The following is a 26,920-nucleotide window of genomic DNA, read 5'->3' as shown; positions in this document are numbered from 1 at the left end:
CATCTCGCCCGAAGCAGCGCCGATCCAAAAACTTTTCAACTAAATGAAATCTTTTCCAGTAATTGGCAAAACTTTTCATTCGATTGAAAAGTTTCTCGATTTCTTCTATACTTTTCAATCGAATGAAAAGTTTCTGCCGAAGGGAAGACCCATGATCGACAGGCCGCATTACCTCGCGCAGCTGCGCCGCTGGAAGGATCGGGACCTCATCAAAGTAGTCACCGGCGTGCGGCGCTGCGGAAAATCGACGCTGCTGCGCCTGTTCGCCACCGAGCTGGAGAAGGAGGGCGTCCCTCCGAACCGCATCATCACCATCAATTTGGAGCAACTTGAGAACGAACGACTCATCGACTACCGCGCCCTGCACGACGAGGTGCTCTCGCGCGCGCAACCCAATGCCATGAACTACGTGTTCATCGACGAGGTGCAAAACGCCCCAGACTTCCAAAAGGCCGTCGACAGCCTCTACACGCGACCGAACATCGACCTGTACCTCACCGGATCGAACGCCCTTCTGCTCGGCGGCACCTTGGCGACCCTGCTCTCCGGCCGCTACGTGGAGGTGAAGATGACGCCGCTTTCCTTCTCGGAGTACCGCACCGCCTCTGCCCAGGCGAAGGAGGCGCTCTCTCCGCAGCGCCTCTACGACCGCTACATCCGCAACGGGGCCTTCCCCGCCACCTTCGATTTCGCCTCCGACGATCTCTCCCTCCATGACTACCTCGAAGGGATACTGAGCACCGTCCTGTTCAAAGACGTGGCGCAGCGGCTCAACATCGCCAACTCGCTGGCGCTTGACGCCCTCGCCTCCTTCATGTTCGACAACGTGGGAAACCTCGCGTCGGCAAAGCGCATCAGCGACGCCATGACCTCCCAAGGGCTTCGCATAGCGCCCAACACGGTGGCGGAATACCTGTCGGGGCTTGTCAACAGCTATATCTTCTACCCGGTGAAACGCTACGACATCCGGGGGAAACGGCTGCTCAAACTGCACGAGAAGTACTACGCCGTCGATATGGGGTTGCGGAGGATGGCGCTCTCCGGGCAGCTGCGCGACACCGGGCGCGTCCTCGAGAACGTCGTGTATCTGGAGCTGATGCGCCGGGAGAGCTCCGTCTGCATAGGCCGCATCGGCGAAGCCGAGATAGATTTCGTAACGGAAGGCCCCGAGGGCAGAGCGTACTATCAAGTGGCAGAAACGGTCGCCGATGCCGGCACCCTCGCGCGGGAACTGGCGCCCCTACAGGCCCTGCGTGACAACCAACCCAAACTCCTCATCACGCTCGATGACGTCAGCCCGCGCTCCCATGAGGGGATATGGCAGGTCAACGCGTTGGATTGGCTGACCGATTCGACAGGCGGGCACCTCGCCTGAAAGCGATTGGCGAACGCAAGCGGATGCGTCTGCGGACGGAGTTAGGCAGGCATCAGAACGTCAAGGGCTTGGGGGACGGCGTCGATGACGTAGGCTTCGGCCTCCAGCGGCTCGCCGTCTATCTGAGCGGGAACGGGGGCGTCGAAACGCACGCATAGCGAGGAGGCACGGCGAAGCTCCATCTGCCTGAATCGCGTGTGCCTTCCGCTCTTCGCCAACGCGAAGACGAACGCCGCGCCCGCCACACCGATGGGAGGATGGGCGATGCAGACGTCGAGCAACCCGTCGTCGATGCGCGCATCGGGACAGATCTTGAAGCCGCCGCCATAAGAGGGGCCGACCTGCACGGCGAACGTGATGGACTCCCCGCTCGTCGGCTCGCCGCCGTCGAACGACGCCGTGTAGCGCCGCGCGTCGAGGTGGTGGAGCAGCTGGTCGACGCCGGCCTCCGCATAGAGGACGGCGCCGGTTCGGCCCGTGCGCTTGCGGCGCTCCACCGTGTCGAGCGCGATGGCGGCGTCGAGGCCGAACGAAAGCGTCTCCACGAACCAATGGCCGTTCACCCGCCCGAGATCGACTGCGTGCGGCTCGGCCGCCAGCAGCTGCTCGCACGCCTCGTCCACCTTGCGCGACATGCCGAGCGTGCGCGCATAGTCGTTGCCCGACCCTGCCGGCACGATGCCGAAGACCGGACGCGCGTTGGCAGGACGCCGCATGAGGCCCGACGCCGCCTCGTGGATGATGCCGTCGCCGCCGAGCGCGAGCACGGTCGCGCACCCTTCGGCCCGCTCGGCGATCTCGGAGGCGTGCCGCGGCCCCGCCGTCTTCGCGAGCACCACCGCATCCGGCCCGAGCGCCGCGCGCAAGAGCGTCGCCGCGCGGTCGGCCGCGGCGGCTCCCGCGCCGTTCTGGGCAGCGGGATTCGCGATGAGCAGGACCTTTCCTTCGCGGATGGACATGTCGGCCTCTTTCTCCTCAGCCGCCTCGCTCCCCTGCCTTCTTGCCGCCTACGCCCGCACTCCTGCCTTCACCGTCTCGTGCAGCTGCGCCAAGTGCTCCTCGTCCTCGGTCCATTGATGCGCGAGCGTGCCGAGCGCCAGGTCGAACCCGCAGCCCTCGAGCGCTGCGGCGACCTCCTCCGGACCGTTCGGCCCCCAGCCGTACGAGCCGAACGGAATGCCCACGCGACCCTCCCAGCCGCCCTTCGGAGAGAGGCCCTTGAGATAGCAGAGGAACGCCGCCACCGTGGGCAGCATGCCGTTGTTGAGCGTGGGCGAGCCCACCGCCACGTACTTCGCCGTCAGCGCCTCCGTCATGATGTCGGAGATGTGGTTCGCCTTGAGGTCGAACAGGCGCGCGGGCACGCCGCACTCGATGAACGCCTCGAGGATTTGGCGCGCCATGGCCTCGGTGGTGTGCCACATGGAGTCGTACACGACGATGGCGAAGTCGTCGGGCGCAAGCGAGCTCCAGCGTCCGTACGTGCGCACGATCTCGTCGACGTGGCTGCGCCAGATCACCCCGTGGCTCGGCGCGATCATGTCGACGTCCAGACCGGACAGCGCGTCGAGCGCGCGCTCCACATGGCGCGAGTAGGGCATGACGATGTTCGCGTAGTACTTCTTCGCCTGGGCCAGCACCTCGGGCAGGCCCACCTCGTCGTCGAAATGCTTCGACGAGGCGAAATGCTGGCCGAACGCGTCGTTGCTGAACAGGATGCGGTCGGCGTCGGAATACGTGACCATGTTGTCCGGCCAGTGCACCATGACCGTCTGGGTGAACGCAAGCGTGCGCTTGCCGATGCAAAGCGTGTCGCCCGTCTTCACCGGCAGATAGCTGCGGTCGCCGTAGTGTGCGGTCAGGCCGCTCACGCCGTACGGAGCGCTGGCCACGACGCGCGCGTTCGGCGCGAGGGCGCACACGGCGGGCAGCGCGCCGGAATGATCCTGCTCCACGTGGTTCGCGACGATGTATTCGATGCGCGCGGGATCAACCACCTCGCGCACCCGCTCGATCAGCTCGTCGGCGAACTCGGACTTGCACGTGTCGACGAGCGTGGGGTGCTCGTCCATGATGAGGTAGGCGTTGTAGGTGGACCCCCTGTCCGTCGTGTAGCCGTGGAAGTTCCGCTCGTTCCAATCCACACCGCCGACCCAGTACACGTCGGGTTTGACCTCGACCGCATGCAGCATGACGCACTCTCCTTTCGCGTTTTCGCCCAGTATAGCGAACGCGCGAAAGCAGCGGGAGGCTCGAGAGCAAAGGACGCGGGATCTTCCGCATGAAACGCTGGAGAGAAGAACTTTTTTTCGGGCTACAGGCAACAGAGATGCCGGACGGCGACCGAAGCAAAACCTTACACGATTCTTTCCTTGGCACGACCCGCCCCTTGCACGGTCTTTACGTCGCGCGCCTACAATGAGACACGCTGTCACGCTCAAGAGGCACCAACCCCGTCGTCAGCAGAAAGGACACCATGGACACTCGACAACTCGCTTCTGCCTACAGCCGCAACACATTCGGTGTGTCACGCCGCGATTTCATCAAGATGGCCGCCGTTGCAGGCGTGACGGCGGTCAGCGGAATGCTCGTCTTCCCCGAACGAGAGGCCGAAGCGGCATTCACAAAACCGGAAGATCCGCACTGGCCCTCCCTCACGGGAGACAAGATCCGCTTCACCGTGCACAGCGACACCCATGTGGGGGCGGACCAAAACAACAACTACCGAGATAAGATCCCCACCGCATTCTCGGCCATATACGCAATGGCGCCCGACATCAACGCGCACTTCTTCGTAGGCGACTCAGCCGATGCCGGACGCCCCGACCAGTACGACGAGCTCGCGCAGCTGCTCAACGCCAACGTACGTAAGCCGGTAGGGATCGTCATGGGAAACCACGAATACTACAATTGGGGCGGCAACAAGCAAAAGGCCCAAGACGCGTTTCGGTCGTTCCTTTCCTCAGGGCTGAGCGTGGCAGACTCGTTCCAGACTCCAGGTGGAGCAAACGAAGGCCAGATAGATGCCGACTTTGTTGTGGGTGGATACCATGTTCTGGCAGTCTCGCCCGAGCCTGGTGGATACGACAACAGCTGGTACGGAGGAAAGCGCGACTGGATTCTCGAACGCTGCGCGAAAGCGGCGACAGAGGATCCAAACAAGCCCATTTTCCTGCTCACGCACCATCCCTTTCCGAACACCGTATGGCACTCGGGCTCGAATAGCTGGGACGGTCAGTTCGACGAGAACGCGAACACAGAGCAGTCCGGCACGTTCTATCGCTCTTTGTGCGAGAAATATCCGCAGATCATCCATTTTTCGGGCCATACGCATATCCCCATGGCCGACCCACGCTCCATCTACCAAGACGGCGGCTTCACGCTCATCCAAACCGCCACGTTCGCGAACAACTTCTGGATGGCAGACGGCGGATACGACGAGGATGGGGATGCGAACGGCCATCCAAGCGCCGGACAGGACGCAAACCAGTGCGAGCTCGTGGAGATCGACCCGGAAACGCACGCGGTGTCGGTGTATCGTCTGGATTTCCGCAGCGGCCGCGCCCTGGGGGAACCTTGGATCATCGAGCCCTCGAAAGGAGTGACCGGTTTTCGCTACACGCATGCCGGAATGGCCGAACGCAGCAAGCCGCCACTCGTGGCCGAAGGCGCTGCGGTGACGGTTCCCGAAGAATCTATCACGGCAGGTGGCGCGTCGTTCAGCGTGACGGCCTCCCGCGTGGCTCCTGACACCTCGGGGCTTGAGAGCGACATCGTCATCTCCTACCGAGCAGAAGTGAGCGAAGAGGGCTCGCCCGGCGATATCGTCTACGATGCCCGCTTCATGTCCGACTACTACAAGGCCGAATCCAACCGGTCGGAAATATTCGAACGCCCCTTGTTCGGTGCCGCCCTCGCAGAGGAGACGACGTACACGTTGCGCGTGTTCGCAGCGAACCCCTTCGAAAAAGAGACACTTGTCGGCGAGACCTCCTTCCGCACGTCTGCCCGCGTCGCAATCCCCTTAGGTGATCCGCTGCTGTCCGTCGACTTCTCAGCGGGAAGCCATGCAGACGCCTCGTCAGCACCCCACAACGCCATCCCCGTTGGCTCTCTGGCCTACGAGAGCGACACGTTCGGCGTGCCCGTGGCCGTGTTCGACGGATCGTCGGCCGTTGGTTACGACTTCGCCGCAGAGGATTATGCCGCCATCGCGCAGTCCGAGACGATCGAGGTTCTGTTCCAGTTCACGGCGAATCCGACAAATGAGTACTTCGACTTATTCTCCAGCGCCCAGGTCGCTGGGCAGGATCTCAGCTATTACGCGCCCCAACTGCAGCATTACATCAACACGGGATCGGGCTACCAGCGCACCGAAGCCACCGTGCCGCTGAACGCCTGGACGCATGTGCTCACCACCTACGACGGCGTCACCATGAGCTACTATTTGAACGGCAATCTCGTATCGACGTTGGATAACGCCGGGGCCATTCCCGCTCCCACCGCCGCCGCCACACGCTGGTTCGTGGGGGCCGACGTCAACTCCGACGGCGAGATGGAAAAGCCCATGGTGGGAAAGATCGCGTTCGCAAAGCTGACGCCGGGTGTGGCGACGGCCGCGCAGGCCGCCGACCTGTACGTGGCATCGGCCCCCGTCTCGGGCGTGGTTGAGCCTCCAAGCGCAGACGCCGTCGGATCGGCAACCGTAAGCGAGGTATACGTCATTCCCCCTCTCTTGTTCGAAGACGCGAGCGGACGACATCTGCAAGGCATCCCGTCGGTCGTCGGCCCTGACGGAGCGTCGGCGAAGATCGAAAGATCGGAGACGGGCGAAGGGGCAGATGCCGCAAAGGTCTATCGATTCACGCCCACAACCGAAGGCGCCCATACGGTGACGTACGCCGCCGGATACGCTCAACGCCCTTCGTTCGAACTGATCGTGGCTGCAGCAACCGCCGATCCCGATCCCGGCCCCGGCTCCACGCCCGATCCCGGCCCCGGCCCCGAGTCGGATCCGGATTCTTTCGCACCCGAAGCCGACGAGCCAGACCCCGCCATGCGAGCGGGTGCGTTGGCCCAAACAGGGGATCCTTTTGCCGGAAGCGCCATAGTCGGCATAGCGGCCATAGCCGGCGCCGCCCTCTGCGCCACTCGCAGCTTCATCAAAGACGGGCCGGATGAAGACGAGCAGGTGCTCCTGCGCGCGAAAGCCTCTGCAAAGGATCCATGCCGGCAGTCCGAGCAAGCCCAGGAAGCCCGCTACGAACCCAAGTGGAAAGCTCGCGACCGCCTCAGAGGCCACGACGCACGAGAGGGCGGCGAACGCCGATAGCCTCCCCCCCCCTTCCGCAAGCCAATGCGCGGCACGGACGCGGCAGCTACCGCTCCCAAAGGCCGGTTTTGCCGCCGTCTTTCTTGAGCAGGCGCACGTCGGTGATCTCCATGCCGCGATCGACGGCCTTGCACATGTCGTAGACGGTGAGGCACGCCACGCTCGCGGCGGTGAGCGCCTCCATCTCGATGCCCGTCTTGCCGGTGACGCCGCAGGTCACGGTAACGTGGATGCCCACGCGGCCATCGGCGCGGACACCCTCGGCCACCGGCTCGCAGTCCACCTTCGCCTTCGTGATGTTGAGGGGATGGCACATGGGGATGAGGTCGCTCGTCCGCTTGGCCGCCATGACGCCGGCCACGCGCGCGCAGGCCAGCACGTCGCCCTTCGCGGCGGCGCCCTCGACGATGAGCGCGAGCGTCTCGGGCCTCATGGAGATGAACCCCTCGGCCACGGCGACGCGCTCCGTGTCGGCTTTCTGCGACACGTCCACCATGCGGACGTCGCCCTTCTCGTCGATATGGGTGAGCTGCCGGTCGGTCATAGGGCCCTTCCTTTCGAACGACGGCCTTCCGGGCCGATGGAAAACATGCACATGCCGAAGATCATACAACAGGTTGCAACAGACGCACAGGTTGGCGTAGTCAGTCAGCGAGGTCGTCTGCGGTGCCCGAGATCGCCGCGAGATCGGGTGCCGCAGACGACCGCAGCGTCGGCCGGTTCCGCAGGTCGTCAGACCGGTGGAACCTCCCTAGCCTCCGATCTGCGACATGCCGCGCTCGGTGCCCACCTTGTCGTGATGCTCGTCGGGCTTGGCTCCCAAGGCGGCGGCGAACACGGCGCGCACGGCCCCGTCGACGTCCGCGCCCATCTGCCCGCGCAGCGCCGCGCGCACGTCGTACTCGTCGTCGGAGAACAAGCACGGGCGCAGCTTGCCGTCGGCCGTGAGGCGCACGCGATTGCACTCGCCGCAGAAGTGGCGCGACAGCGGGCTGATGAAGCCCACCGTGCCCTGCGCGCCGGGGAACTCGAAATAGCGCGCCGGACCCCATCCGAGCGGACGGTCGTCGCCGGCGGGCACGAGCCCGTCCATGCCCTCGGCGCGGGCGTGCTCGTTGATGGCCTCGAACAGCTCCTCGCTCGGCACGACGTCCTCGGACCCCCAACCGCAGCCGCAGCCGCCGGAGCTCTCCCCCACCGGCATGTACTCGATGAAGCGCACGTGCAGCGGCCGATCGACGGACATCCGCGCGAACGCAAGGCAGTCCTGATCCAGGCTGCGCACGACGACGGCGTTGACCTTCACCGGGTCGAAGCCCGCCGCAAGCGCCGCCTCGATGCCGTCGAGCGTCTGGCGCAGCTCCCCGCGGCGCGTGATCTGCCTGAACTGCACCGGGTCGAGCGTGTCGAGCGAGATGTTCACGCGCGAGAGGCCGGCCCGCTTGAGCTCATCGGCCATCTTCGGCAGCAGCACGCCGTTCGTGGTCATCGACACGTTCTCGATGCCGGGCGTACGCGCGATCTCGCGCACGAGGTCAGCGACCCCTTTGCGCACAAGCGGCTCGCCGCCGGTGAGGCGCACGCTCCTGACGCCGAGGCCCGCCGCCACGCGCACGACGCGCGCGATCTCCTCGATGCGCAGGATGTCGTCGTGCGAAAGCTGGCAGACGCCCTCCTCCGGCATGCAGTAGATGCAGCGGAAGTTGCAGCGATCCGTCAGCGATATGCGCAGATAGTCGATGGTGCGACCATGGATGTCCTTCATGGGAAGCGCTCCCTTCTCGTCCGAGAATATAATAGAGCAATTCCCCCGTCCGCGCACCTGCAACACAGCATCGAGGGAAAACAAAGCAGGGAAGCCCCACGAGATGCGGGCTCCCGTCGACGACCGCCGCGCCCTTCGCCTCCTTGAGCCGCGATTGGCAAACAGGAGATGTCGGGACGGTTCCGAAACGGAGGCGAAGGGAAATCGACTGCTACACTGATGAAAACCCTCTCGCCAACGAACGCCCCCTGAAAGGGGCGTGGAAACGAGGCATCATGGAAACTCCCCTCTCGAAGCTTGCCCGCATCGTCTGCGCATGCCTGCTGGCGGCCACGCTCCTCCCCGCCTCCGCGCTAGCCGCGCCCGCAGACGGCGACAGCGGCCCGGCTGCCGCCGCATCCAGCAGCGGCGCCCGCGCATCCCAACCGCTTGCGAAAGTGGCCGACCCCTCCACCGCCAACAGCTGGATGGACATCTTCGATGTGCAGGACGCAGCGGGCGGCCCCGCCTACTCCACCGAGGAGTCCGGACGCCTCTGGGTGGACAAGTCGGTGTACGCGAGCGCAGCCGAAGCCGAAGCGGCGGGGCTTGCGGGCGCCACGCTCGAGAACCCCGACCGCAACTTCCTCGTGAGCCTTTCCACCATGTCGTCGGCCTCCACCGTGCGCGCCGAGCAGGTGAACCCGCACGACATCGTGTTCGTCATCCCCCTCGGCTCCACGCTCGATTCGCTCACCTACGACGGCAAAACGCACGCCGAGCATCTTGCCGACGCGCTGAACAGCGCCATCGGCCACCTCATGGAAGAGGAGGCGAGAAACGGCGAAAACCGCGTGGCCGTGATCGGCTACAACCTGCACACCACGGTGATGCTGCCGCTCGACACCTACGCGCCCGACGCCGAGGGCCGCTACGTGAAGTTCGTCCGCGGGCTGCCCGGCGGCGGCAACGGCCTCGCCATCGCCGCCACGCCCGAAACGCCCGGCATCCAAACCGCCGACGGCCGCTTCGCCAGCTATTCCTACCCGCAGCTGGCGCTACACACGGCGGGCGGGCTGCTGGAAGAAGCCGCCGCGCAGTCCACCGCGAGCGTCCCGCGCGTGCCCGACCTCGTGTTCATGGGCACCGCCACCGCCACTACGGCGAACACGAACATCGCGAACCCGCCCGCGTTCACCGGCGAGAGCCCCGAGGCGAACGGCTTTCTGGGCGCGTTTCCCAGCGACGACCATGTGGTGGGATTCGGATCCGACACCGCGCTGGCCCAGCTGCTCACCATGCAGAACGAGGCCGCGCGCGCAAACGTCGCCTACCAACCCTCCGGCCAAAGCCTGAACTTCTACACCGTGGGCTTTCGCACGTCGGGGATCAGCGACTACGTGCTGGAGCCGGCCTCCGTGCAGAAGTCGATGACAGTGGAGGACACTGCGGGCGGGGCCACCGTGAACCTGCGCCAAAACATCGAGGAGGCCCGCGCGCGCTACGCCGAAGCCGCCGCGCAGGGCGCGCCGAGCGTCACCCTTGGGCTCTACGGCGCGGGGCTGGGCAGCTTGCGCGAGCTGGACATCGCCTTCCCCAATCCTCAAAACGGCCTTGTGAGCATTCAGAACGATTACGCGTTCACCGCAGTGGACCGGTCGTTTCCCGCCCTCGACGCCAGCTCGCTCGCCGGCGCGTTCGACGGCGCGGTGGACACCATCCTCAGCTTCGAGTACCACTCCCCCGTCAACGAGAACGCCGCGACGCCCGACGACCCCGCCGACCGCTTCAACATGGAGGATGACCTGGGCGCGTTCATGAACGTGGAGCGTGTGGAGGGCATCCTGTTCGACGGGCGGCTGATCGACGGCTCGAAGGCCGCCCGCGCGGTGACGACCGCGCTGGCCGACCCGTGGGATCTCGAGGCGTCCGAACGGCTCTCGCTCGTGCTGCGCTTTCTGCAGCTGCGCTACGGCATCGACTGGTGGTCGGCGTACTACCTTATGAACGACGCGCGGGCCGAGGGTCAGGTGGCGTGGTCCGGCGAGGACGACTTCTCGAACTTCGCCGCCTACTACGTGGATGCCGACCACCAGCTGGTGGCGGGCGAACGCGACCCCTACCGCTTCGCCAAAAACGCGGAGGTGGCCGCCGTGGAAACCGGGAAGTGGCAAACGTCCGAGAGCGTGGACGCCTCCACGCGGCAGCGCATCGAGGCCGCCCGCGCGGCCGGAGCGGCGGCCGTATGCCAAACCTACTTCTACATCGGAAACCTCGAAAACCAGTACACCGGCTCCGACGTGCCCCTGTACGACTTCATGGTCATGGTGGAGACGAGCCTTGACGATGGCGGCCAGCGCGTGCTGTTCAGCATCCCGCCCGACAGCATCCCCGCACGCGAGGCGTTCGTGACCGAGCGCGCCGACGGAGGGGCGCAGATGGAACTTGACGAGGATGCACTTGACACCTACCCGCTGCGCCTCGTGTACGAGGTGGGCCCGCGCGACGACGTGGCCGCGCTCGCCGACCGGTTGGCCGCGGGCGAGGAGGTGAGCGCCGAGGAACTGCGCGCGGTGCTGGGCGACGACGCGCCCACCGACGCCTCCGGGAACTTCGCGCTGTACGTAGGCGCGTTCCACGAAGACGGCGCGGGGGCGGGCGGCATCGTGGCCGAATCGACCATGAACTCCCTCGTGAACGTCGCAAACTCCTACTACACGTTCACGAAGGACACGCCGCTGTACCAGCTGAAACCCGGCGAGGCGGTCCCCGCCGACGGGCATCCCGCCGAAAGCCAGCTCGAACCGCTGACCTCGCCGCCGCAGACGGGCGCGACCTACTACTTCCCCGACACGTACTACACGGCAAGCGGCTTGTCCAGCACCGCGGGCGCACCCGCTGAGGCCGTGCGCGCGTTCGACCCCTACGAGGTGTCGTTCTCCGGCGACGAGTTGGCGCGCCACTTCCACGCCGACGCGCAGGGGAACTACTTCGTGCTGGCCGGCACGCCGAAGTTCAAGGTGTCGGCCGTGCTGGCCGACTACGCGAAGCATCCGAACGCCACCGCCACCGCACCTTACGTGAAGACCATCTCCGTCTCGGAGTACCAGGCGGCAGACCGCACGCTGCTCACGGCGCGCCTCGGCAACAACGGCGTGTTGGCGCTCGCGCCCGCGCAGAAAACCGGCTCGCTGGCCGTGTCGAAGACGCTGGCAGCGGGCGGCACGTCCTCGCCGATCACCGCCGCCGACCGCGCGCGGGAGTTCGCCTTCCGCATCACGCTGGCCGACGAGGCGGGCTCACCGCTTTCCGGCGCGGTTGCTTTGCAGGGCGCAGGCGGTGCGGAAAGCGGGCTTCTGACGCTGGACGCGCAAGGGTCCGCGCAGGTGAGCCTTGCGGACGGGCAGTCCCTGACGCTGGCCGACCTGCCCGAGAACACCCGCTTCACCGTGGAGGAGCTGGATGCGGAGGCGGGCGGCTTCAAGCCGTCGGTCGTCGTGCGGACGGAGGCGGGCGGCGAGACGGTTGGCGACGCGGACGGCGCGAGCGCCGACACAGATGGCCAGCGCGCGGACGGCGAGACGGACGGAAGCGCGAACGGCGCGAGCGAGGACGAGGGTGCAAACGAGGGAAGACAGCGCGCAAGCGGCGAGACGGACGCGAGCGCCGATGACAACCAACGCGCGGACGGCAACATGGCAAGCGGCTCCATCGCGGCCGACACGCGCACCGAGGCGGCGTTCACCAACACGAAGCAGGCGGGCGCGCTCACGCTGTCGAAGCAGGTGGCGGGCAACGGCGCTGAGCCCGCGCGCACCTTCGCGTTCGCAGTGAAGCTGACGGACGCGAACGGCGCGCCGCTTTCGGGCGACTTCCCCTACACGTTGGCGCTGGGCGGCAGCGCGGGAGGCGCAGATGCCACCGGCACCGCCACGGCCGACGAGAACGGCGAGCTCACCCTGGAGGGCAGCGCGCCGCTGTTCCTCGCATCCGGCCAGTCCATCACCGTAAGCGGGCTGCCGGTGGGCACCGCCTACGCCGTGCGGGAAACCGACGCGGACGGATACGAGATGACCATCCAGAAGGCGACGGACGGCGGCGCGACCGCGGAGAGCGACGGCACCGGCCGCATCGAGACGGCCGAACAGTCCGACGCGCTCACGTTCACGAACGCGCGCTGGCTCTACGGCGCGCTGACCCTCGCCAAGCAGGTGTCGGGCACGCAGGCCGACGCGGACAAGGCGTTCGACTTCACCGTGACGCTTCAAGACGGCGCGGGCACGCCCCTTTCCGGCACCGTGGACTACACGGTGACCGACGCGGACGGAAGCTCCACCCCCGGCCAAGCCGCGCTCGACGCGCAGGGCCGCTTCACCGTGGCGCTGAAGGGCGGCCAGACGCTTTCCGCAGACGGGCTTCTGCAGGGCACCCGCTACGCCATCGAGGAGGCCGACTACGCGTCCGACCACTACATCGTGAAGCGGGAGAACGCCGAGGGCGTGATCGGCCCCGAGCCGGCCGCGGCGCGCTTCACCAACGTGAAGCAACCCGGCTCGCTGGGCATCGCGAAGCTCGTGGGCGGCAACGCGGGCGACAAGCAAGCCGCCTACACTTTCGCCGTGGACGTGGAGGGCCTGTTCGCAAGCGGCGCGCCCGAGGAGCAAGAGCGCGTATTCGACGCCGTGCGCTACCTGCCCGACGGCTCCACCGCCACAGAACGCGTCACGTTCACCCGCGCGGCGGCCGCAGCCGGAAACGCGGACGCGGACGGCGGCACGCCCCACACCGCGGGCGACCCCGACGCGGAAGCTGCATACGACGATGCGGATGCAAGCAGCCCTGCGGATGAAGGCACCCCTGACGCAGACAGCGGCAGCACGGGCGACCCCGGCGTGACCAACAGCGCCGAGGACGACCCCGATGCGGAAGCCGACGCCGCGAACAACCTCGGCGCGGCGGCCAACAGCGCCGCGGGCACCGCCGAGGTAACGCTCCACCACAACGAGGGTCTGCTCATCGAAGGGCTGGATTCCGATGCCGCGTTCACCGTCACCGAGATCGGCGCGGAAGCCCTCATCGCGGACGGCTACACCATCTACTCCGGCAGCGACCAGAGCGGCAGCTTGCAGGAGGGGTACGTGCACGAGGGCACGCTCGCCTCCGAGGCCGCCGTGGGCGTGTACTTCGCGAACGCGAAGGACGCGTTCGGCAACCTCGCGATCACGAAGCAAGTCGCCGGCAACGCCGCGGAGGACGAGGCCGCGGCGGGCCGCACGTTCGCGTTCTCCATCGCCGCGCGCGACGGGCAGGGCGCGCCCCTGACGGGCACGTTCGAGGCCGCGCTCGAGGGCCCGGACGGTGCATCCTCCCCGCAAACCGTCGCGTTCGAAAACGGCATCGCGCGCGTGGAGCTGCCCGCCCCCGCCACGCTCACCATAAAGGGCCTGCCCGCGCAAACCACCTACACGGCAAGCGAGCAGAGCCTTACAGCCGAAGGGTACGACACGGAGGCCGTTGGCGCGGAAGGAACCGTCGCGGCCGACGAAACCGCCGTCGCCACCTTCACCAACCGCAAGGAGTACGCGCCCGCCGCCATCGAACTTGCGGGCACGGAGGTGCTGCGCGGCCGCAACGAGGCGGCCGGCGAGTTCGCGTTCCAGCTGTACGAGGCCGACGGCGCCACGCCCGTCCTCGATGCGGACGGCAATCCCATCACGGCCGTGAACCGCGCCGCGAGCGCGGGCGTGGCCACCGGCTTCACGCTGCGTGGGCTGCAGGTAAGCAAGCCGGGCACCTACACCTACGTGGTGCGGGAGCATGTGCCCGACGGCACCGAACCGCTGCCGGGCGTCACCTACGACGAGCGCGCTTTCGAGGTGACCGTCACCGTGGCGCAGGACGCGCGCGGGCAGCTGTCCATCTCGTCCATCGCGTACCGGGTGGACGGCCAATCCGCGCCCGGCATCGCGTTCGTGAACGAATACCGCACGTCATCGGGCACCTTCGCGCTCGTCGCGCACAAAAGCCTCGCGGGAGCGGCGCTCGAAGCCGGCGCGTTCACGTTCATCGCGCAGGAGATCGACCCCGCCACGGAGGCCCCCATCGGGCAGGAGATCGTCGCCCGCAACGCCGCGGACGGCACCGTCGCCTTCCCCGCCCTCAGCGCGAGCGTGCCGCTGGGCGGCGAGGTGCGGCGGTCGTTCATCGTGAGCGAGAGCATCCCCGAGAACGCCACGGCCGACACCGGCTTTTCCGCGGGCGGCGTGACCTACGACACCGGCCAGCACCGCGTGGACGTGGTGGGCACCGACGCGGACGGCACGGGCACGCTCGCGTTCGCGGTCAGCGAGGGGCCGACGTTCCAAAACAGCTACGACGACGAGGCCGCCGTGCTGTCCGGCCTCACCGTGCAGAAGGTCCTCACCGGGCGCGACTGGCAGGAGGACGACGCGTTCACGTTCGCGCTGCGCGGCGTGCGCGCCGTGGACGCGGAGGGCAAGCCCCTTGCGGCGGGCGCGCCGCTGCCGCCGTCCAGCACGGTTTCCATCAACGCGTTCGATGCGGCCGCGCAAAAGGCTGTCGCCGCGGGCAGCACCGTGGAGAAGGCGTTCGGCGACATCGCGTTCACCGAACCCGGCACCTACGAGTACAGCCTGTTCGAGCAGACCGCGGACACGGGCGGCAACGCGGCGAGCGGCATCGACTACTCGAGCGCGCTCTACACGCTCACGGTGGCCGTTGCCTCCGACGGGCAGGGACACCTCGTCGCCTCGCCCACGCTTACCGCCGTCACCGACGACGCGGGCGAGCCCGCCGAAGGCGTGGGTGGAAGCGGGCTGGCCGCGCGCTTCGGCAACGCCTACGCGGATTCCGCGTTCGCCTCCTTCGACGGCGCGGTGGACTACACCGACGAGAGCGGCACGCGGCCTTTGGAAAACGACCTGTTCACGTTCCGCATCGAAGCCGTGGGCGACAATGCCGACCGTGCGCCGCGGCCCAAGCTCTCGGAAGCGGGCAACGCGGGCGGGCTGTTCACGTTCGGGTCGGCCGAGATCGCGCACGACGACGATCTGGCGGGCCAGACGTTCGCCTACGAGGTACGGCAGAACATCCCCGAGGGCGCTCGCTACAGCGAGGACGGAGCCACAGCCACGCTTGACGGGATGACCTACGACGCGCGCGTGCAGACCATCATGGTGCATGTCGTACGGGAGGAGGATGCGAGCGGCGGGCACAGGATGGCCGCCATCGTGGAGTACCCGACCGGGGAGGACGCCCTTCAAAACCGCGTGGTGTTCCACAACAGCTACACGCAGCCCGACCCAGAGCCGGGCCCGGGGCCGGGTCCCGAGCCCACCCCCGAGCCGGAGCCCGAACCGCAACCGCCCGCCGATGGCGGGGCGGGAGACAAGGGCGGGAACGCGTCCGGCAACGCAGGGGGCGGGACAAGCGCGGGCAGCCCCCTCGCGCCCCTCGGCGACCCGGCCATCCAATGGACCGCCGCGCTTGCCGCGCTCGCCTTGGCGGCCCTCGGCGCCGTTGCGGCGGTCGCGCTTGCCGCCAAGATCGAGCGCACCGGCTCCCGCCGATGAGGTGCGGGCGCCATTCGCCAGATGGCGCTCGCACGCTCACAGGTAGTAGAGGAAGGAGCGCAGCTTCTCTTCCACGGACTGGTCCAAGGTGCCGTCGAAGGAGAGGCGCAGGACGGGAGCGCCGACGGGATCCTCCAGCAGTTTGAGGACGATGTCGGTGTTCTCGTACATCGATGCGGCGGTGATGATGCCGCTCACGCGCGGCGCCATCAGGCGCTCCTTCGCAGCCCGGTAGCGGCCGTTCGCACCGCGGTAGCTGCCGAGCGCCTTTTCGGCGGCCTCGCGCAGCGCGTCGATGCCCTCGCTGTACGGCGACGCGCTCCCAAGGAGGCGGTGGACTTCGCGCAGCTGCCGCTCGTAGGCGTCGAGGACCGCGAGTTTTTCCTCGTAGGGCGGCTCGGCGGGCTTTGCGGGGATGGGGGCAGGGGCAGAGGCAGAAAGGAGCGCGGCGCTTTCGGATGTTTCACGTGAAACCTCTTCGAACGCCGCATGCTCGCCAACCCCGGACGTCGCGCGCTCGCCAACCCCGGACGCCCCGCACGAAGCATCGCAGGAGCCGCGAGCGGCACAGTCGCAGGAGTCGAGCGACGGCATGTCCAGCACCGCTTTCGGCGACACCTGATCGAGGAAGAACTGCTTGCGCGAGCGCTCGCGCGCGTCCTCGTCCGCGGCGTCGCGCCAGAGGAACAGCAGGTACTCGGCCAGCGGCATCCGCAGCAAGCGAAAGCCCTCGCGCTCAAGGCGCTCCCACAAGCCGCCCGTCAGTTCGTCGCCGCACACGCACGGCCACTCGCCCACCACCGCGAGCGTGCGCGCCGCGGATGTTTCACGTGAAACATCCGCCCGCCGGCCCACGTCAACGGCCGCCTCGCGCACGCGCTTGGGCGTGAGGGATTCGGACAGCAGATCCCGCAGAAGGGAAGCGCGCTCTTCCTGCGGGGCGGCGAAGCAGACATCGCCCGCCAACAGCGCCGTGAACAGGCCGGCTGCATCGTTCACCGCCCACGGCAGCTTCTCCAGGCTGGGTGCCACGATGCGCACGTCGCGCCGCCCCGTGCGCTCCAAAATGCTGCGGATGACGCGGTCGTACTGCCCGTCCGCCTCTGCCCCCTCCGACGAGGGCAGCAGCAGCTGGGCAGCACCCGCCGCGGCATCGGACGCGGGGAAAGATGCGGCAGGATCGGTGGCAGCGAGGGACATGCCCAGCAGGGTTGCGAAGGTGTAGTATTCCTTCGTCGAAAGCTCTTTGCGGGCGGCGAGAGGCAGGGCGCGCTCGTCGGGAGCCTCGTAGTGGTCGAGGGCGTTCAGGAACGCCTCGATGCGGGTGATGACGCCCACCTTCGAGTAATGCTCGTCCATCTCGATGTGCAGATACGGCTTGTCGCCCATCTCCTCCGCGAACAGGTGGGACACCATCGTGTCCGGGCCGCAGCCGTGGTTGGTGAGGTACACCGCGAACAGGCGCGGGTCGCAGCGCACGAGCTTCGCGCCCGACAGCAGATGCTGCCCGAACGGCCAGTACATGCGCGGATGGTCGGCCGAGATGTCCAGATCGTGCGCGTGCAGGTGCGACACCGTGATTACCTTCTGTCCGCGGTCGATCAGCGCGTCGGCGATGTTCATGTTCAGCGCGGGATCGGCCGTGTTGTACTGCCGCGTGACCAGCACCAGCACGCGCTCGCCCGGCGCGAGCGAGCCCAGCAGCTCCTCGCCCAGCGCCTCGGTCTTGCGCGTGAACTCCTGCACCGCGAACCCGCCGGCCATCATGGCTCGCGCGCTTTCCTCGGGCGTGTGCCCCAGCTGCGCGCCCACGCCCAGCAGCGCCTCGGCCAGCGCCTCCTGCCCGAAGTCCATGTTCATAAGCGGGCTCACAAGCGTGACGCCGCGCTCCTCCAGCCGCAGCGCCCGCGCCACCATGCGCGGCGCCACCTGCATGTACGGGCACGCGTAGTTGTGCGCCACCTTCGAGCGCACGTGCCGGATGGTGTGCATCGACGGCATGAAGACGTAGTCCACGCCCCGCCGCGCCAGCTGCTCCATGTGCCCGTACACCAGCTTCACGGGGTAGCACACCTCGCCCTGCGCCTCTTGCTGCGCGAGCCGCACCGTGTCCTCGGTGCTGGCGTCGGTGAGCACCACGTTGTAGCCCAGCTGGCGGAAGAACGCGTTCGCCAGCGGAAACAGCTTGTGCAGCATGAGGCAGCGCGGGATGCCCACCGTCTTTTTCCCGGGGTCGATGGTCGGGTCGTACCCTTCGAGGTACAGCGCGGCGCTTTTGCGGAAGAACGCGCGGTTCGCGGCCACCTCCTCGCGGCTGACCGCGCGGCGCACTCGCGCGGGGCGCTCCAGCGAGAAACCGCGGAACGCCGTGCCCTCCGGCAGCCCGCCCGCATGCAACAGCTCGCGCGCCAGCAGCGCCGCGCCCACCGCGCCCGACACGGCGAACCACGGCGACACGGTGAGCGCCTCGCCGTAGAACTGCCGAAACGCCGCCACGATGGCCGGGTTGTACGCCACGCCACCCTGCAAAACCACGCGCCGCCCCACGGGCTTGCCGCCCACCACCTTGTTCAGGTAGTTGCGCACGATGGAAAGAGCCAGCCCCGCGGCGATGTCGGCACGCGATGCCCCCTTCGCCAGCGCGGCGTGGATAGCCGTCTCCACGAACACCGTGCAGCGCTCGCCCAGATCGACGGGCGCTTTTGCGGAAAGCGCCAGCGCGCCGTACTCGCCAAGCGGGATGCCGAGGCGCGCGGCCTGCTCCTCCACGAACGAGCCGGTGCCCGCCGCGCACACCTTGTTCATCTGGAAGTCGGCCACTTGCCCGTTCGCCAGCGCAATGTACTTGGAATCCTGCCCGCCGATCTCGAACACCGTGTCCGCCAGCGGGTCGGCCGCCACGGCGGCGCGCGCTTGCGCGGTGATCTCGTCGCGCACGGCATCGGCGCCGATCAGCTCCCCGATGAGCGTGCGGCCCGACCCCGTGACGCCCACAGCCGCCACGCGCACCTCGGCCCCGAGGCGCTCCCGCAGCGAGGCCAACCCCTCGCGCACCGCCTGTTGCGGGTTGCCGCGCGTGCGCAGGTACTGCGCGTCCAGCAGCCGGCCCTCTTCGTCCAGAAGCACGAGGTTGGTGGAGGTGGAGCCCACGTCCACGCCCAGAATGCAGGGGGTGAGGCCGTCCGCGTCCGCGGGCCACGGGCGCGGCAGCGCGCGGAAGCCCGGCCCCGAATCGAGCGGCGCGGGCGGAAGCGCGCCGAGGCGCGGCAGGTCGCCCTGCGCCGCGGCCGCGCCCAGGGCTGCGTGCAAATCGTCGAGCGAGGCGGCGCGCGGGGTCGCGGCATCAGCGGCGCCGATCGTGCGGGCGCCATCCGGCGCGCTGCCGCATGCCGCCCCGGCGCGCGCTTCCCCGCTGCCCAGCATGCCGCCCGCCTTTCCAGCGCGAGCCTTCCCGCCATCCGGCGCACCACCACCCGCCGCCCCGGCGCGCGCCGCATCCCATGCGGCTGCGGCCGCGCCCGCGGCTTGCGCGAACAGGCACTCCTCGCGCGCCACCAGCTCGCCCTCGCCCAGCTTGAACACCTCGCGCACGGCGCGCACCACCCCGGCGTTCAGCAGCGCGCCGCCGGTGAGCAGCACGGGAGCGTCCACCGGAAGCCCGCGGACGATGGTGGCCTTGAAGCTCTTCACCACGGCGAAGCACAGCCCCAGCAGGATGTCCTCCACCGCCACGCCCTCCTGCTGGCGGTGGATGATGTCGGTTTTCGCGAACACCGAGCAGCGGCCCGACAGGCGCGGCACGCTTTGCGCGCGCCCCACCAGCGCCGAGTACTCCTCCAAGGGCAATCCCAGCCGCCCCATCTGGTCCTCGAAGAACGAGCCGGTGCCCGCCGCGCAGCCCTCGTTCATGGCGAACCGCGGCGGCGCGCCGTCGGCGAAGCCGGTCACGAAGAACGCGTTCTGCGCGCCGAGGCACACGATGGAGCGCGCCTCGGGGGCCAGCAGCGCCGCGCCGCGGGTGAGGGCGGGCACGTCCTCCAGCACGGGGGCCTCCGGGAAGCGCTCGCGCACCAGAGCCGCGCCGCCGCCCGTGAGCATGAAGCCGGCGCACCCCTCGGGCGGCAGCGCCGACGCCAGCGCGGCCATCCCCTCGCGCAAGCACGCCGCGACGTCGCCCTTGTGCGCCCGCCGCCACGTCCACGCCAGCTCGCCGCTCTCGGCGAGCGCCGCCAGCTTCACCGATGCCGCGCCCGCCTCTATGCCCACCGTGTACCTGTCCGTCACTTCGCTCCCTTGTCTCGTCTTGCTCCATCGCACGCCTACGCGCACGTCCGCACGCAACCTGCGGCCCGCGGCTCGCCCGCGCGCCCACGCGGCCCGCGGCTCGCTCACAACCCGTGGCCCGCCCGCAGTCCGCACACTCGCGCGGCTCGCAACCCGCGCGCCGTCCGCGCCCCGCCACGCGCTACTTTCCGGCATTGCGCTTGAACTCCGCGTACTCCTCCAGGAAGGCTTCCTTGTCCAAGTCCTTCAGCGCCACCACGTCGTCGAACGTCACCAACTCGGTGACGGGGTTGTCCACCGAGAACGGGAACCCCTTCGACACCAAAAAGTCCGCGAACAGCGGCTCCTCTTCCGCGATCTGCCTCATCTTCTTGCCCGAATCGATCATGTCGTACGTCCCTTCCGATGCGTTCTCCAATGCCTCGCGCCGCAGGATATGTACCGTGCGCCGCTCGATCTCCACAATGCCCTCGTCCTGCATCCGCTTTATCTCGCGCGACAGCGAGCTGCGGTTCGCCCCCAGAAACTCCGACAGCTCGATGCGGCCGAAGGGCAGTTCGAGGTAGCCCGTGGCGTCGGGGTCGAGGCTCAGCAGGTAGTCCGCTATGCGGCTGCGCAGCCTCTGCTTGCCCAGAATGCGCACCTTCATGTTCAGCATGAGCAGCTTGCCCGCCATGTCGCGCAGAAGGTTCGTGCTCATGCGCGCGATGTGGGGGTTCGTGTCACCCTGCAGGAACGCCGCCGCGCGGATGTGCAGGATCTCCGTGCCGGAGGCGGTGGCGCATATCTCGATGCCGCAGCGCTGCGACGAGAACGCCACCGCCTCGCCGAACACGCTGCCCGCCGCGAACTGCTGCACGATCTGCCGCCGACCGCCGTCGGGGATGACCGACTGGATGCCGCCCTTCAGTACGATGCCGAAGAAATCCATCTCGTCGCCCACGCGCCGCACGAGGTCGCCCCGCGCGTAGGTGCGGCAGTACGCGCCCAGCGCTTCGAGCACTTCCCCGTAGCGCTCGGGCGGGATGCCCTCGAACGCCATCGTGTCGGCCAGCACCTCGTACTTCTTCTCCATGCGCCACGCCTCCTTCCCCTACGCCGCGGACACGTCGGCAAGCGACACGCGCCGACCGCCCAAAAGCTCCGCGTCCGCATCGCCGTGCGTGGCCACCAAGAGCGTGCGGCCGCGGAGCTCGGCCAGCAGGAAGTCCACCACAGTTCGCTTGGTGGCGGCATCAAGGCCGGTGAAGGGCTCGTCCAGCACGATCATCTTGCTGGGGAACGCCACGGCCCGCGCCAGCGACACGCGCCGCCGCATGCCGCCGGAAAGCTGCATGGCCGGGCGATCCATGCAGTCGGCGGGGAGGATGCGCTCCAAAAGCCGCTGCACGTCGGCACGGCGGGTGGCCGGCGGCAGTACGAGCGCCACGTTCTCCACCGGGGTGAGCGTTTCGCACAGCCGATCCTCTTGGAACATCATCGACACCTCGCCCGCGCGCACGCCCGTGATGCTGCCGGATTCGGCGTCCTCCAAGCCTAAAAGCACGCGGAAGAGCGTCGTCTTGCCCGAGCCCGACGGCGCCATCAGGCAGGTCACGCCGCCGCCCGGCAAGCGGAACGTCACGTCGCGCAGCACCCGGTTGTCGCCGTAGGACTTGCACACGTGGTCGAACACCACGTCGTCGCACGCCGCGCCGGCCGCGCCATTGCCCGAGGCCGGCGCGCCCGCATCGGCCCCAGCGCCCGTCGCGCCTACGCCGCCGCCCGCGCCCGCCGCACCCGCATCGGCCCCGGCACCCGCGCCCGCATCGGCACCGGCGCCCGCGCCCGCGCGCCCAGCCGCAGCGCCCGCCATCTCACTCATCCCCACGTCCCTTCTTCCCTATCAACCCGCCCAGCGGACGGTTCGCCAGCTTCAGCACCTCCATGAACAGCTTCTCGAACACCGCCGACAGCACCATCACCACCACCGTCCACGCGAACAGATCCGGCGTGTCCAAAAACGTGCGCGCCGTGCTCATCTCCTTGCCGATGGACGGCTTCGGCGTGGCCAGCACCTCGGCCATGATGCCGCTCTTCCAGCTCATGCCCAGCGACAGCTTGGCGCTGCTCATCAGAAACGGCATGAACGCCGGCCGGTACACGTACAAAAACGTGCGCCAGCGCGACAGCCCGTACACGCGCGCCATCTCCAGCATCTGCCTGTCCACGCTCTCGAAGCCCGTCACCATGTTCGTGTAGATGATGGGCAGCACGATGAAGAACGCCAGAAACACCGTGAGCGCCTGATTGCCCACCCAGATGAGCAGCATGATGATGAACGACACCACGGGTATGGTGCGCAGAAGCGACATGATCGGGTCCACGAAGTCGCGCACGAGCCGCACGCGGCACGCCGCCAGCGCCACGAGGAAGCCCACGACAAACGACAGCAGAAAACCCAGCGTGATGCGCCCGAACGACGCGCCGCAGATCACCCAGAAGTCCAGCTGGACGACCTGCTCCGACAGCGCCTCCAGCGTGCGCAAGGGGCCCGCCAAAATGAGGCGGTTGTCGGCGATGCGGTCGGCGATCTCCCACACCACCAGCCAAAACACTATGATGGCCGCCTTTTTGCAGAAGTTCTTGCGCCCCTGCTTGGCCTCGGCGGCCGCGCGGCGCTCGGCGGCGGCGCGCTCGTCGGCCAGCCGCCGCTCGGCCTCCTCGTCGTCCATGACGCCCTGCGCGTGCATCACGCGGATCACCTGCGACGCGGAAACGCCCAGCGACGTGAGCATGGAGAATATCTCCTGCGGCTGCACGCCCTTCGACAGCGCCATGCCCATCATGGCGCCCATCTGCGCGTCGGCCATGCCGTTTTGGCGGATCATCTGCGCGATCTGCGCCACGCGCTCCTCGGGCAGCCCGATCTTCTGCGCGATGGCCGCCATCTGCATCCGCGGCGCGTCGTCGGCCGCGGCGGCCCTTCCCTTATTTCCCTTATTCAGCAGCACTCGTGTGTTCCACCGCCTCCGCAAGACCCGCCTGCAGGTACGCCTCGTCCAGCGCGCCTACCGGAGGCAGGTAGTAGAAGTCGTCGCCCGGCAGTGCGCCGCCGATGGAGTCGGGGTTCGCCGTATATAGCTCGCTCAAGAAGCCCGAGAGCGCCGTGCGCATCTCCACGCCCGTCAGGTTCACCATCGAGATGTAGGGCATGGCGTCCAGCGCCACCTCGTTGTTCAGAAACGTCTCCAGCTCCTCCTGCAAAGCGGCGGCCTCCTGCATGTTCTCCAGCGTCCACGCCACCGACTGCCCCGCCATGTTCAGGTACTCCACCACGGCTTGCTCGTGCTCCTCCAGAAACGCCTTGTTCACGATGGTGGTGGTGGTCACGGCCTGCGAACCGGTGTCGGCGAAGGCCGCGTTCCACTCCACCGTTAGATCGACGGGGATGTACAACGGACTCACCAGCACCTTCGCCAACGACACGAACGGCTGCGGCAGGATGGCCACGCAGTCGGGGCTTTCCTGCATCATGTTCAGCACCTCCATCGGCGAGGATTTGAACTCCAAGTTGAACGCGTCCTCCATGCCCAGCTTCTTCAGCAGCGCCTCGATGGTGTACTCCGGCGTGCCGCTCTCGCCGTAGCTGTACACCGTGCGTCCGGCCAGGTCGGCCAGCGACTGCACGCTCTCGCCGTTCGTCATCACGTACAGCACACCCAGGTTGTTCACGCTCACCACCTGGTAGTCGTTCTTCAGCTCGTCGTTGTTGTACAGGATGGGGCCGATGTTCGACGGCAGCGTGCAGATGTCGAAGTCGCCTTGGTTGAACATGGCGGACAGGCCCACGTAGTCCACGCTGTTCACGGTGAAGGAGAAGCGGTTGAACGTCTTGTTCGCGTTCGCCGCCACGATGAACTGCGAAAGCCCCATGCTCGGCGGCCCCATGATCAGGCCCACGCGCACGTCGCACGCGTCGGGCGAGCCCTTCAGGTCGCGCTCCTCGGGCTGCGCGGTGAGCGCAGGCGCGCCCTCGCCGGAGGCCGCCCCGCCGCCGTCGCCGCCGCGCACGCCGCCACGCCCAAGAACGAGCGCCGCGTGAGCGCGACGCGTTTGCCCTGCATCGTTTCCATACGCTTCCCTTCCCGAAAGGTGGCCGAAAACCAGTTTGCTCATGCTAACAATTACCACACAGCCGCCCCCTCTTCTGTTGCAGAAGTCACATCGGGCTTACTTTCCACCCAAAACCCCGTTTCTCCCCCGCCCTGCCCCGCGCTCATCCAACCTTCAGCGCGATTCTCTTTATCGCTGAAAATCATTTTTGCGGGGTTTTCACCTCCTAAGGAAAGCCCACCTGCGGAAACGCTGGCTCCGAAGCGGGTTTCTCTTTATCATCTCTTTATCATCTCTTTATCACTTCTTTATCATCCATCCCGCCCAGCCGCCGACGCGAGCCCGCATTCGGCGAATTTCGAGCCGAGCTTGTTCCGGTCGGCCCCGATGCCGGGAGAACACAAGCCGCATCGACCCCGGCTCGACACGGACATCGCGCCGAACTGGCACGGATCGCGCCTTGTGCATAGATTCTCAGACCGTGGGGCGCGCAGGAAATCGCGACCTGGGGATACGCCTCGGCTCCCGGCTTCGCACGGCGAAAACGCGGGCGAAACCCATGCGCAAGACGCGATCTCTGCCAGTTCGGATCCGAGTTTGCGTCAAGTCGCCATCGGCGCGGGCCCGCGCTCGCCGGGACGGGTCGCGCGCGGCGGTTCAACCCGGCCCATGCTTGCGTCTCTTTATCATCCAGCCCGCCCGGCCGCTGACGCGAACCCCAACCCGAACCCAAGCTCCGAGCCGAAATGGCCGAAATGGCCGAAAACACCGGAACAAAATTCCTGAAAACTCCGGGTTGAAATCTCTGAAAATACCGGGTTATAATTCCTGAAAATACCCGAATTACCTGAACAGGATCGTACAATGACTTTAACGCCAAAAGGATACAAACCCCGGCTTATCGACAGTAAAATCAGACGGTTCCTTGACGCTTTCGGAGCGGTGAGCGTCGAAGGCGCGAAATGGTGCGGGAAAACGTGGGCGGCGCTCAACCAGTCGGAGAGCTGCTTTATGGTGGGCGACCCGCAAGGCAATTTCAGCAATCGGAACCTGGCGCAGATCAGCCCGCTTTCGGTGCTCGACGGAGCGCCCCCGCGCTTGGTGGACGAATGGCAGGAGGTCCCCTCGCTCTGGGATGCCGTTCGGGCGCAGGTCGACGCGCTGGGAAAGCCCGGCCTCTTCCTGCTCACAGGCTCTTCGGTTCCCAACAGGCACGGCGTCATGCACAGCGGCACGGGGCGCATAGCGCGCCTGCCCATGCGCCCCATGTCCCTCCTCGAATCAGGGGATTCATCAGGCGAGGTTTCCCTGTCGGGGATTTTGGACAACAGGATCGAGCCGAGGAGCACCGGCGAGGTTTCGCTCTCCGATCTGGTGTTCTTCATATTGCGCGGCGGGTGGCCCGCAAGCCTTTCGCCGAAACGCGAGGCCGCCGTGGAGCTTCCCAAAGCCTATATACGCTCGGTGCTTGAAGAGGATGTGTTCCGCATCGACGACGTGAAGCGGGATCCGCACAAGTTCCGCCTGCTCCTGCGGTCGCTCGCGCGCAACGAGAGCACCGTGGCAAGCGCGGCGACGCTCCGGCGGGACATAACGGAATACGACGGCGAGGCCTTGTCGGAGGACACTCTGGCCGATTACCTCAACGTCTTGCGGAAGATATACCTGATCGACGACCAGCCCGCTTTCAACCCGAACATGCGCTCCTCGGTGCGCGTGGGGAAAAGCGTCAAGCGGCATCTGGTCGACCCGTCTCTGGCGGCCGCCCTGCTGGGTGCCAACGAGAAGCGTCTCGCTTCCGATTTGAACACGCTCGGCTTCCTGTTCGAAGCGCTTTGCATCCGGGACCTGCGGATATACGGGGAACACCTCGGAGCCTCGCTTTTCCACTACCGGGATTCTTACGGCAGGGAACTTGACGCGGTTCTGGAATGCCCCGACGGAACGTGGGCGGCTTTCGAGATCAAGCTTGGCGCCCACCAGATAGACGCCGCCGCCGAAAGCCTGCTGGCGCTGAAAAAGGACATGGAGAAAGACCCGCACGCCATCCCGCCCACCGCCCTGTGCGTGGTGTGCGGCATGTCCTCCGCGGCCTACCAGCGCCCCGACGGCGTGCTGGTAACCCCCATCACCGCCCTCGGCGTATAACCGTCCCCGAAGAAAGCCCGCAAAACAATCCCCATTCTTGCAAATGAAAATTCCGCATTTCTATAAACGCGCTGACCAAACTCGCGAACATCAGAGATACGGGGCGAAAGGAAACTCGAACCCCGCAATGTCAACGAAATCGCCTTTTTTCGTTGACATCTTCCCGCGAATGCAAACGAAATTGACCTTTTCGTTTGCATTGAGACGCGAATATCAACGATTTGGGGGTGCGGACGTTTTTCCGGACGGCCTAGGCGGCCAGCCCCAGCCGCCTCCTGCGGCCGGCTATCGTATCGTACACCTTGCGCCCTCCCTCGTCGAACGCCTTCAGCCTCCCCTCCCGGTACCAG

Annotated in this window: 13 protein-coding genes; 4 read left to right on the top strand and 9 right to left on the bottom strand. The window is 67.1% G+C overall.

What is annotated here, in order from left to right:
* The first annotated feature begins 151 nt into the window (after positions 1 to 151).
* Entirely contained in the window at positions 152 to 1,375 is a 1,224-nt protein-coding gene (locus tag C2L80_RS01800; RefSeq protein ID WP_092197414.1) for an ATP-binding protein, read from the top strand.
* Between the two features lie 41 nt (positions 1,376 to 1,416).
* On the opposite strand, the gene C2L80_RS01795 is transcribed toward C2L80_RS01800, so the two are convergent.
* Positions 1,417 to 2,334, bottom strand: coding sequence for a diacylglycerol/lipid kinase family protein (locus C2L80_RS01795; protein WP_092197416.1), 918 nt, complete (start codon positions 2,332 to 2,334; stop codon positions 1,417 to 1,419).
* A 48-nt stretch (positions 2,335 to 2,382) separates the two neighbouring features.
* On the bottom strand, positions 2,383 to 3,567 hold the full coding sequence (locus C2L80_RS01790) for an FprA family A-type flavoprotein (RefSeq protein ID WP_103262512.1): 1,185 nt from the start codon (positions 3,565 to 3,567) through the stop codon (positions 2,383 to 2,385).
* A 284-nt stretch (positions 3,568 to 3,851) separates the two neighbouring features.
* Between C2L80_RS01790 and C2L80_RS01785 the strand changes: the two genes are divergently transcribed.
* A complete protein-coding gene (locus C2L80_RS01785; protein ID WP_103262511.1) occupies positions 3,852 to 6,707 on the top strand; it encodes a metallophosphoesterase in 2,856 nt (951 codons plus the stop codon).
* Positions 6,708 to 6,753: 46 nt separating this feature from the next.
* Here the strand turns inward: C2L80_RS01785 and moaC are convergent, their stop codons facing one another.
* Both moaC and moaA read right to left on the bottom strand, forming a co-directional pair.
* Positions 6,754 to 7,251, bottom strand: coding sequence for a cyclic pyranopterin monophosphate synthase MoaC (gene moaC, locus C2L80_RS01780; protein WP_103262510.1), 498 nt, complete (start codon positions 7,249 to 7,251; stop codon positions 6,754 to 6,756).
* A gap of 207 nt (positions 7,252 to 7,458) precedes the next feature.
* Entirely contained in the window at positions 7,459 to 8,472 is a 1,014-nt protein-coding gene (moaA, locus tag C2L80_RS01775) for a GTP 3',8-cyclase MoaA (RefSeq protein WP_103262509.1), read from the bottom strand.
* 275 nt (positions 8,473 to 8,747) lie between these two features.
* On the opposite strand from moaA, the gene C2L80_RS01770 reads away from it, so the two are divergent.
* Entirely contained in the window at positions 8,748 to 16,043 is a 7,296-nt protein-coding gene (locus C2L80_RS01770) for a DUF7601 domain-containing protein (protein ID WP_103262508.1), read from the top strand.
* Between the two features lie 36 nt (positions 16,044 to 16,079).
* Here the strand turns inward: C2L80_RS01770 and C2L80_RS01765 are convergent, their stop codons facing one another.
* The 5 genes from C2L80_RS01765 to C2L80_RS01745 form a co-directional block, all read right to left on the bottom strand.
* Positions 16,080 to 20,327 (bottom strand): acyl-CoA dehydratase activase, encoded by a 4,248-nt coding sequence (locus tag C2L80_RS01765; protein ID WP_103262507.1) that lies wholly within the window; start codon positions 20,325 to 20,327, stop codon positions 16,080 to 16,082.
* Positions 20,328 to 20,508: 181 nt separating this feature from the next.
* Positions 20,509 to 21,402: a Crp/Fnr family transcriptional regulator gene (locus C2L80_RS01760; protein ID WP_087197753.1), complete on the bottom strand. Its 894-nt coding sequence runs from the start codon at positions 21,400 to 21,402 to the stop codon at positions 20,509 to 20,511.
* Positions 21,403 to 21,420: 18 nt separating this feature from the next.
* Positions 21,421 to 22,191, bottom strand: a complete 771-nt coding sequence (locus tag C2L80_RS01755; RefSeq protein ID WP_204600511.1) for an ATP-binding cassette domain-containing protein — start codon at positions 22,189 to 22,191, stop codon at positions 21,421 to 21,423.
* On the bottom strand, positions 22,184 to 23,320 hold the full coding sequence (locus tag C2L80_RS01750; protein ID WP_224759252.1) for an ABC transporter permease: 1,137 nt from the start codon (positions 23,318 to 23,320) through the stop codon (positions 22,184 to 22,186). The genes C2L80_RS01755 and C2L80_RS01750 overlap by 8 nt, the downstream gene beginning before the upstream one ends.
* Positions 23,307 to 24,485, bottom strand: coding sequence for an ABC transporter substrate-binding protein (locus C2L80_RS01745; protein WP_129589866.1), 1,179 nt, complete (start codon positions 24,483 to 24,485; stop codon positions 23,307 to 23,309). The genes C2L80_RS01750 and C2L80_RS01745 overlap by 14 nt, the downstream gene beginning before the upstream one ends.
* A gap of 801 nt (positions 24,486 to 25,286) precedes the next feature.
* Here C2L80_RS01745 and C2L80_RS01740 point away from each other — a divergent pair.
* Complete coding sequence (locus C2L80_RS01740; RefSeq protein ID WP_087197757.1) at positions 25,287 to 26,570, top strand: ATP-binding protein; 1,284 nt, start codon at positions 25,287 to 25,289, stop codon at positions 26,568 to 26,570.
* Positions 26,571 to 26,920: the final 350 nt, after the last annotated feature.

It is taken from the genome of Rubneribacter badeniensis (assembly GCF_002899695.1).
GTDB classification, from domain to species: Bacteria; Actinomycetota; Coriobacteriia; order Coriobacteriales; family Eggerthellaceae; genus Rubneribacter; species Rubneribacter badeniensis.
Note: the sequence above shows the minus strand (reverse complement) of the source record. Positions and strands in the feature narration are given on the sequence as shown.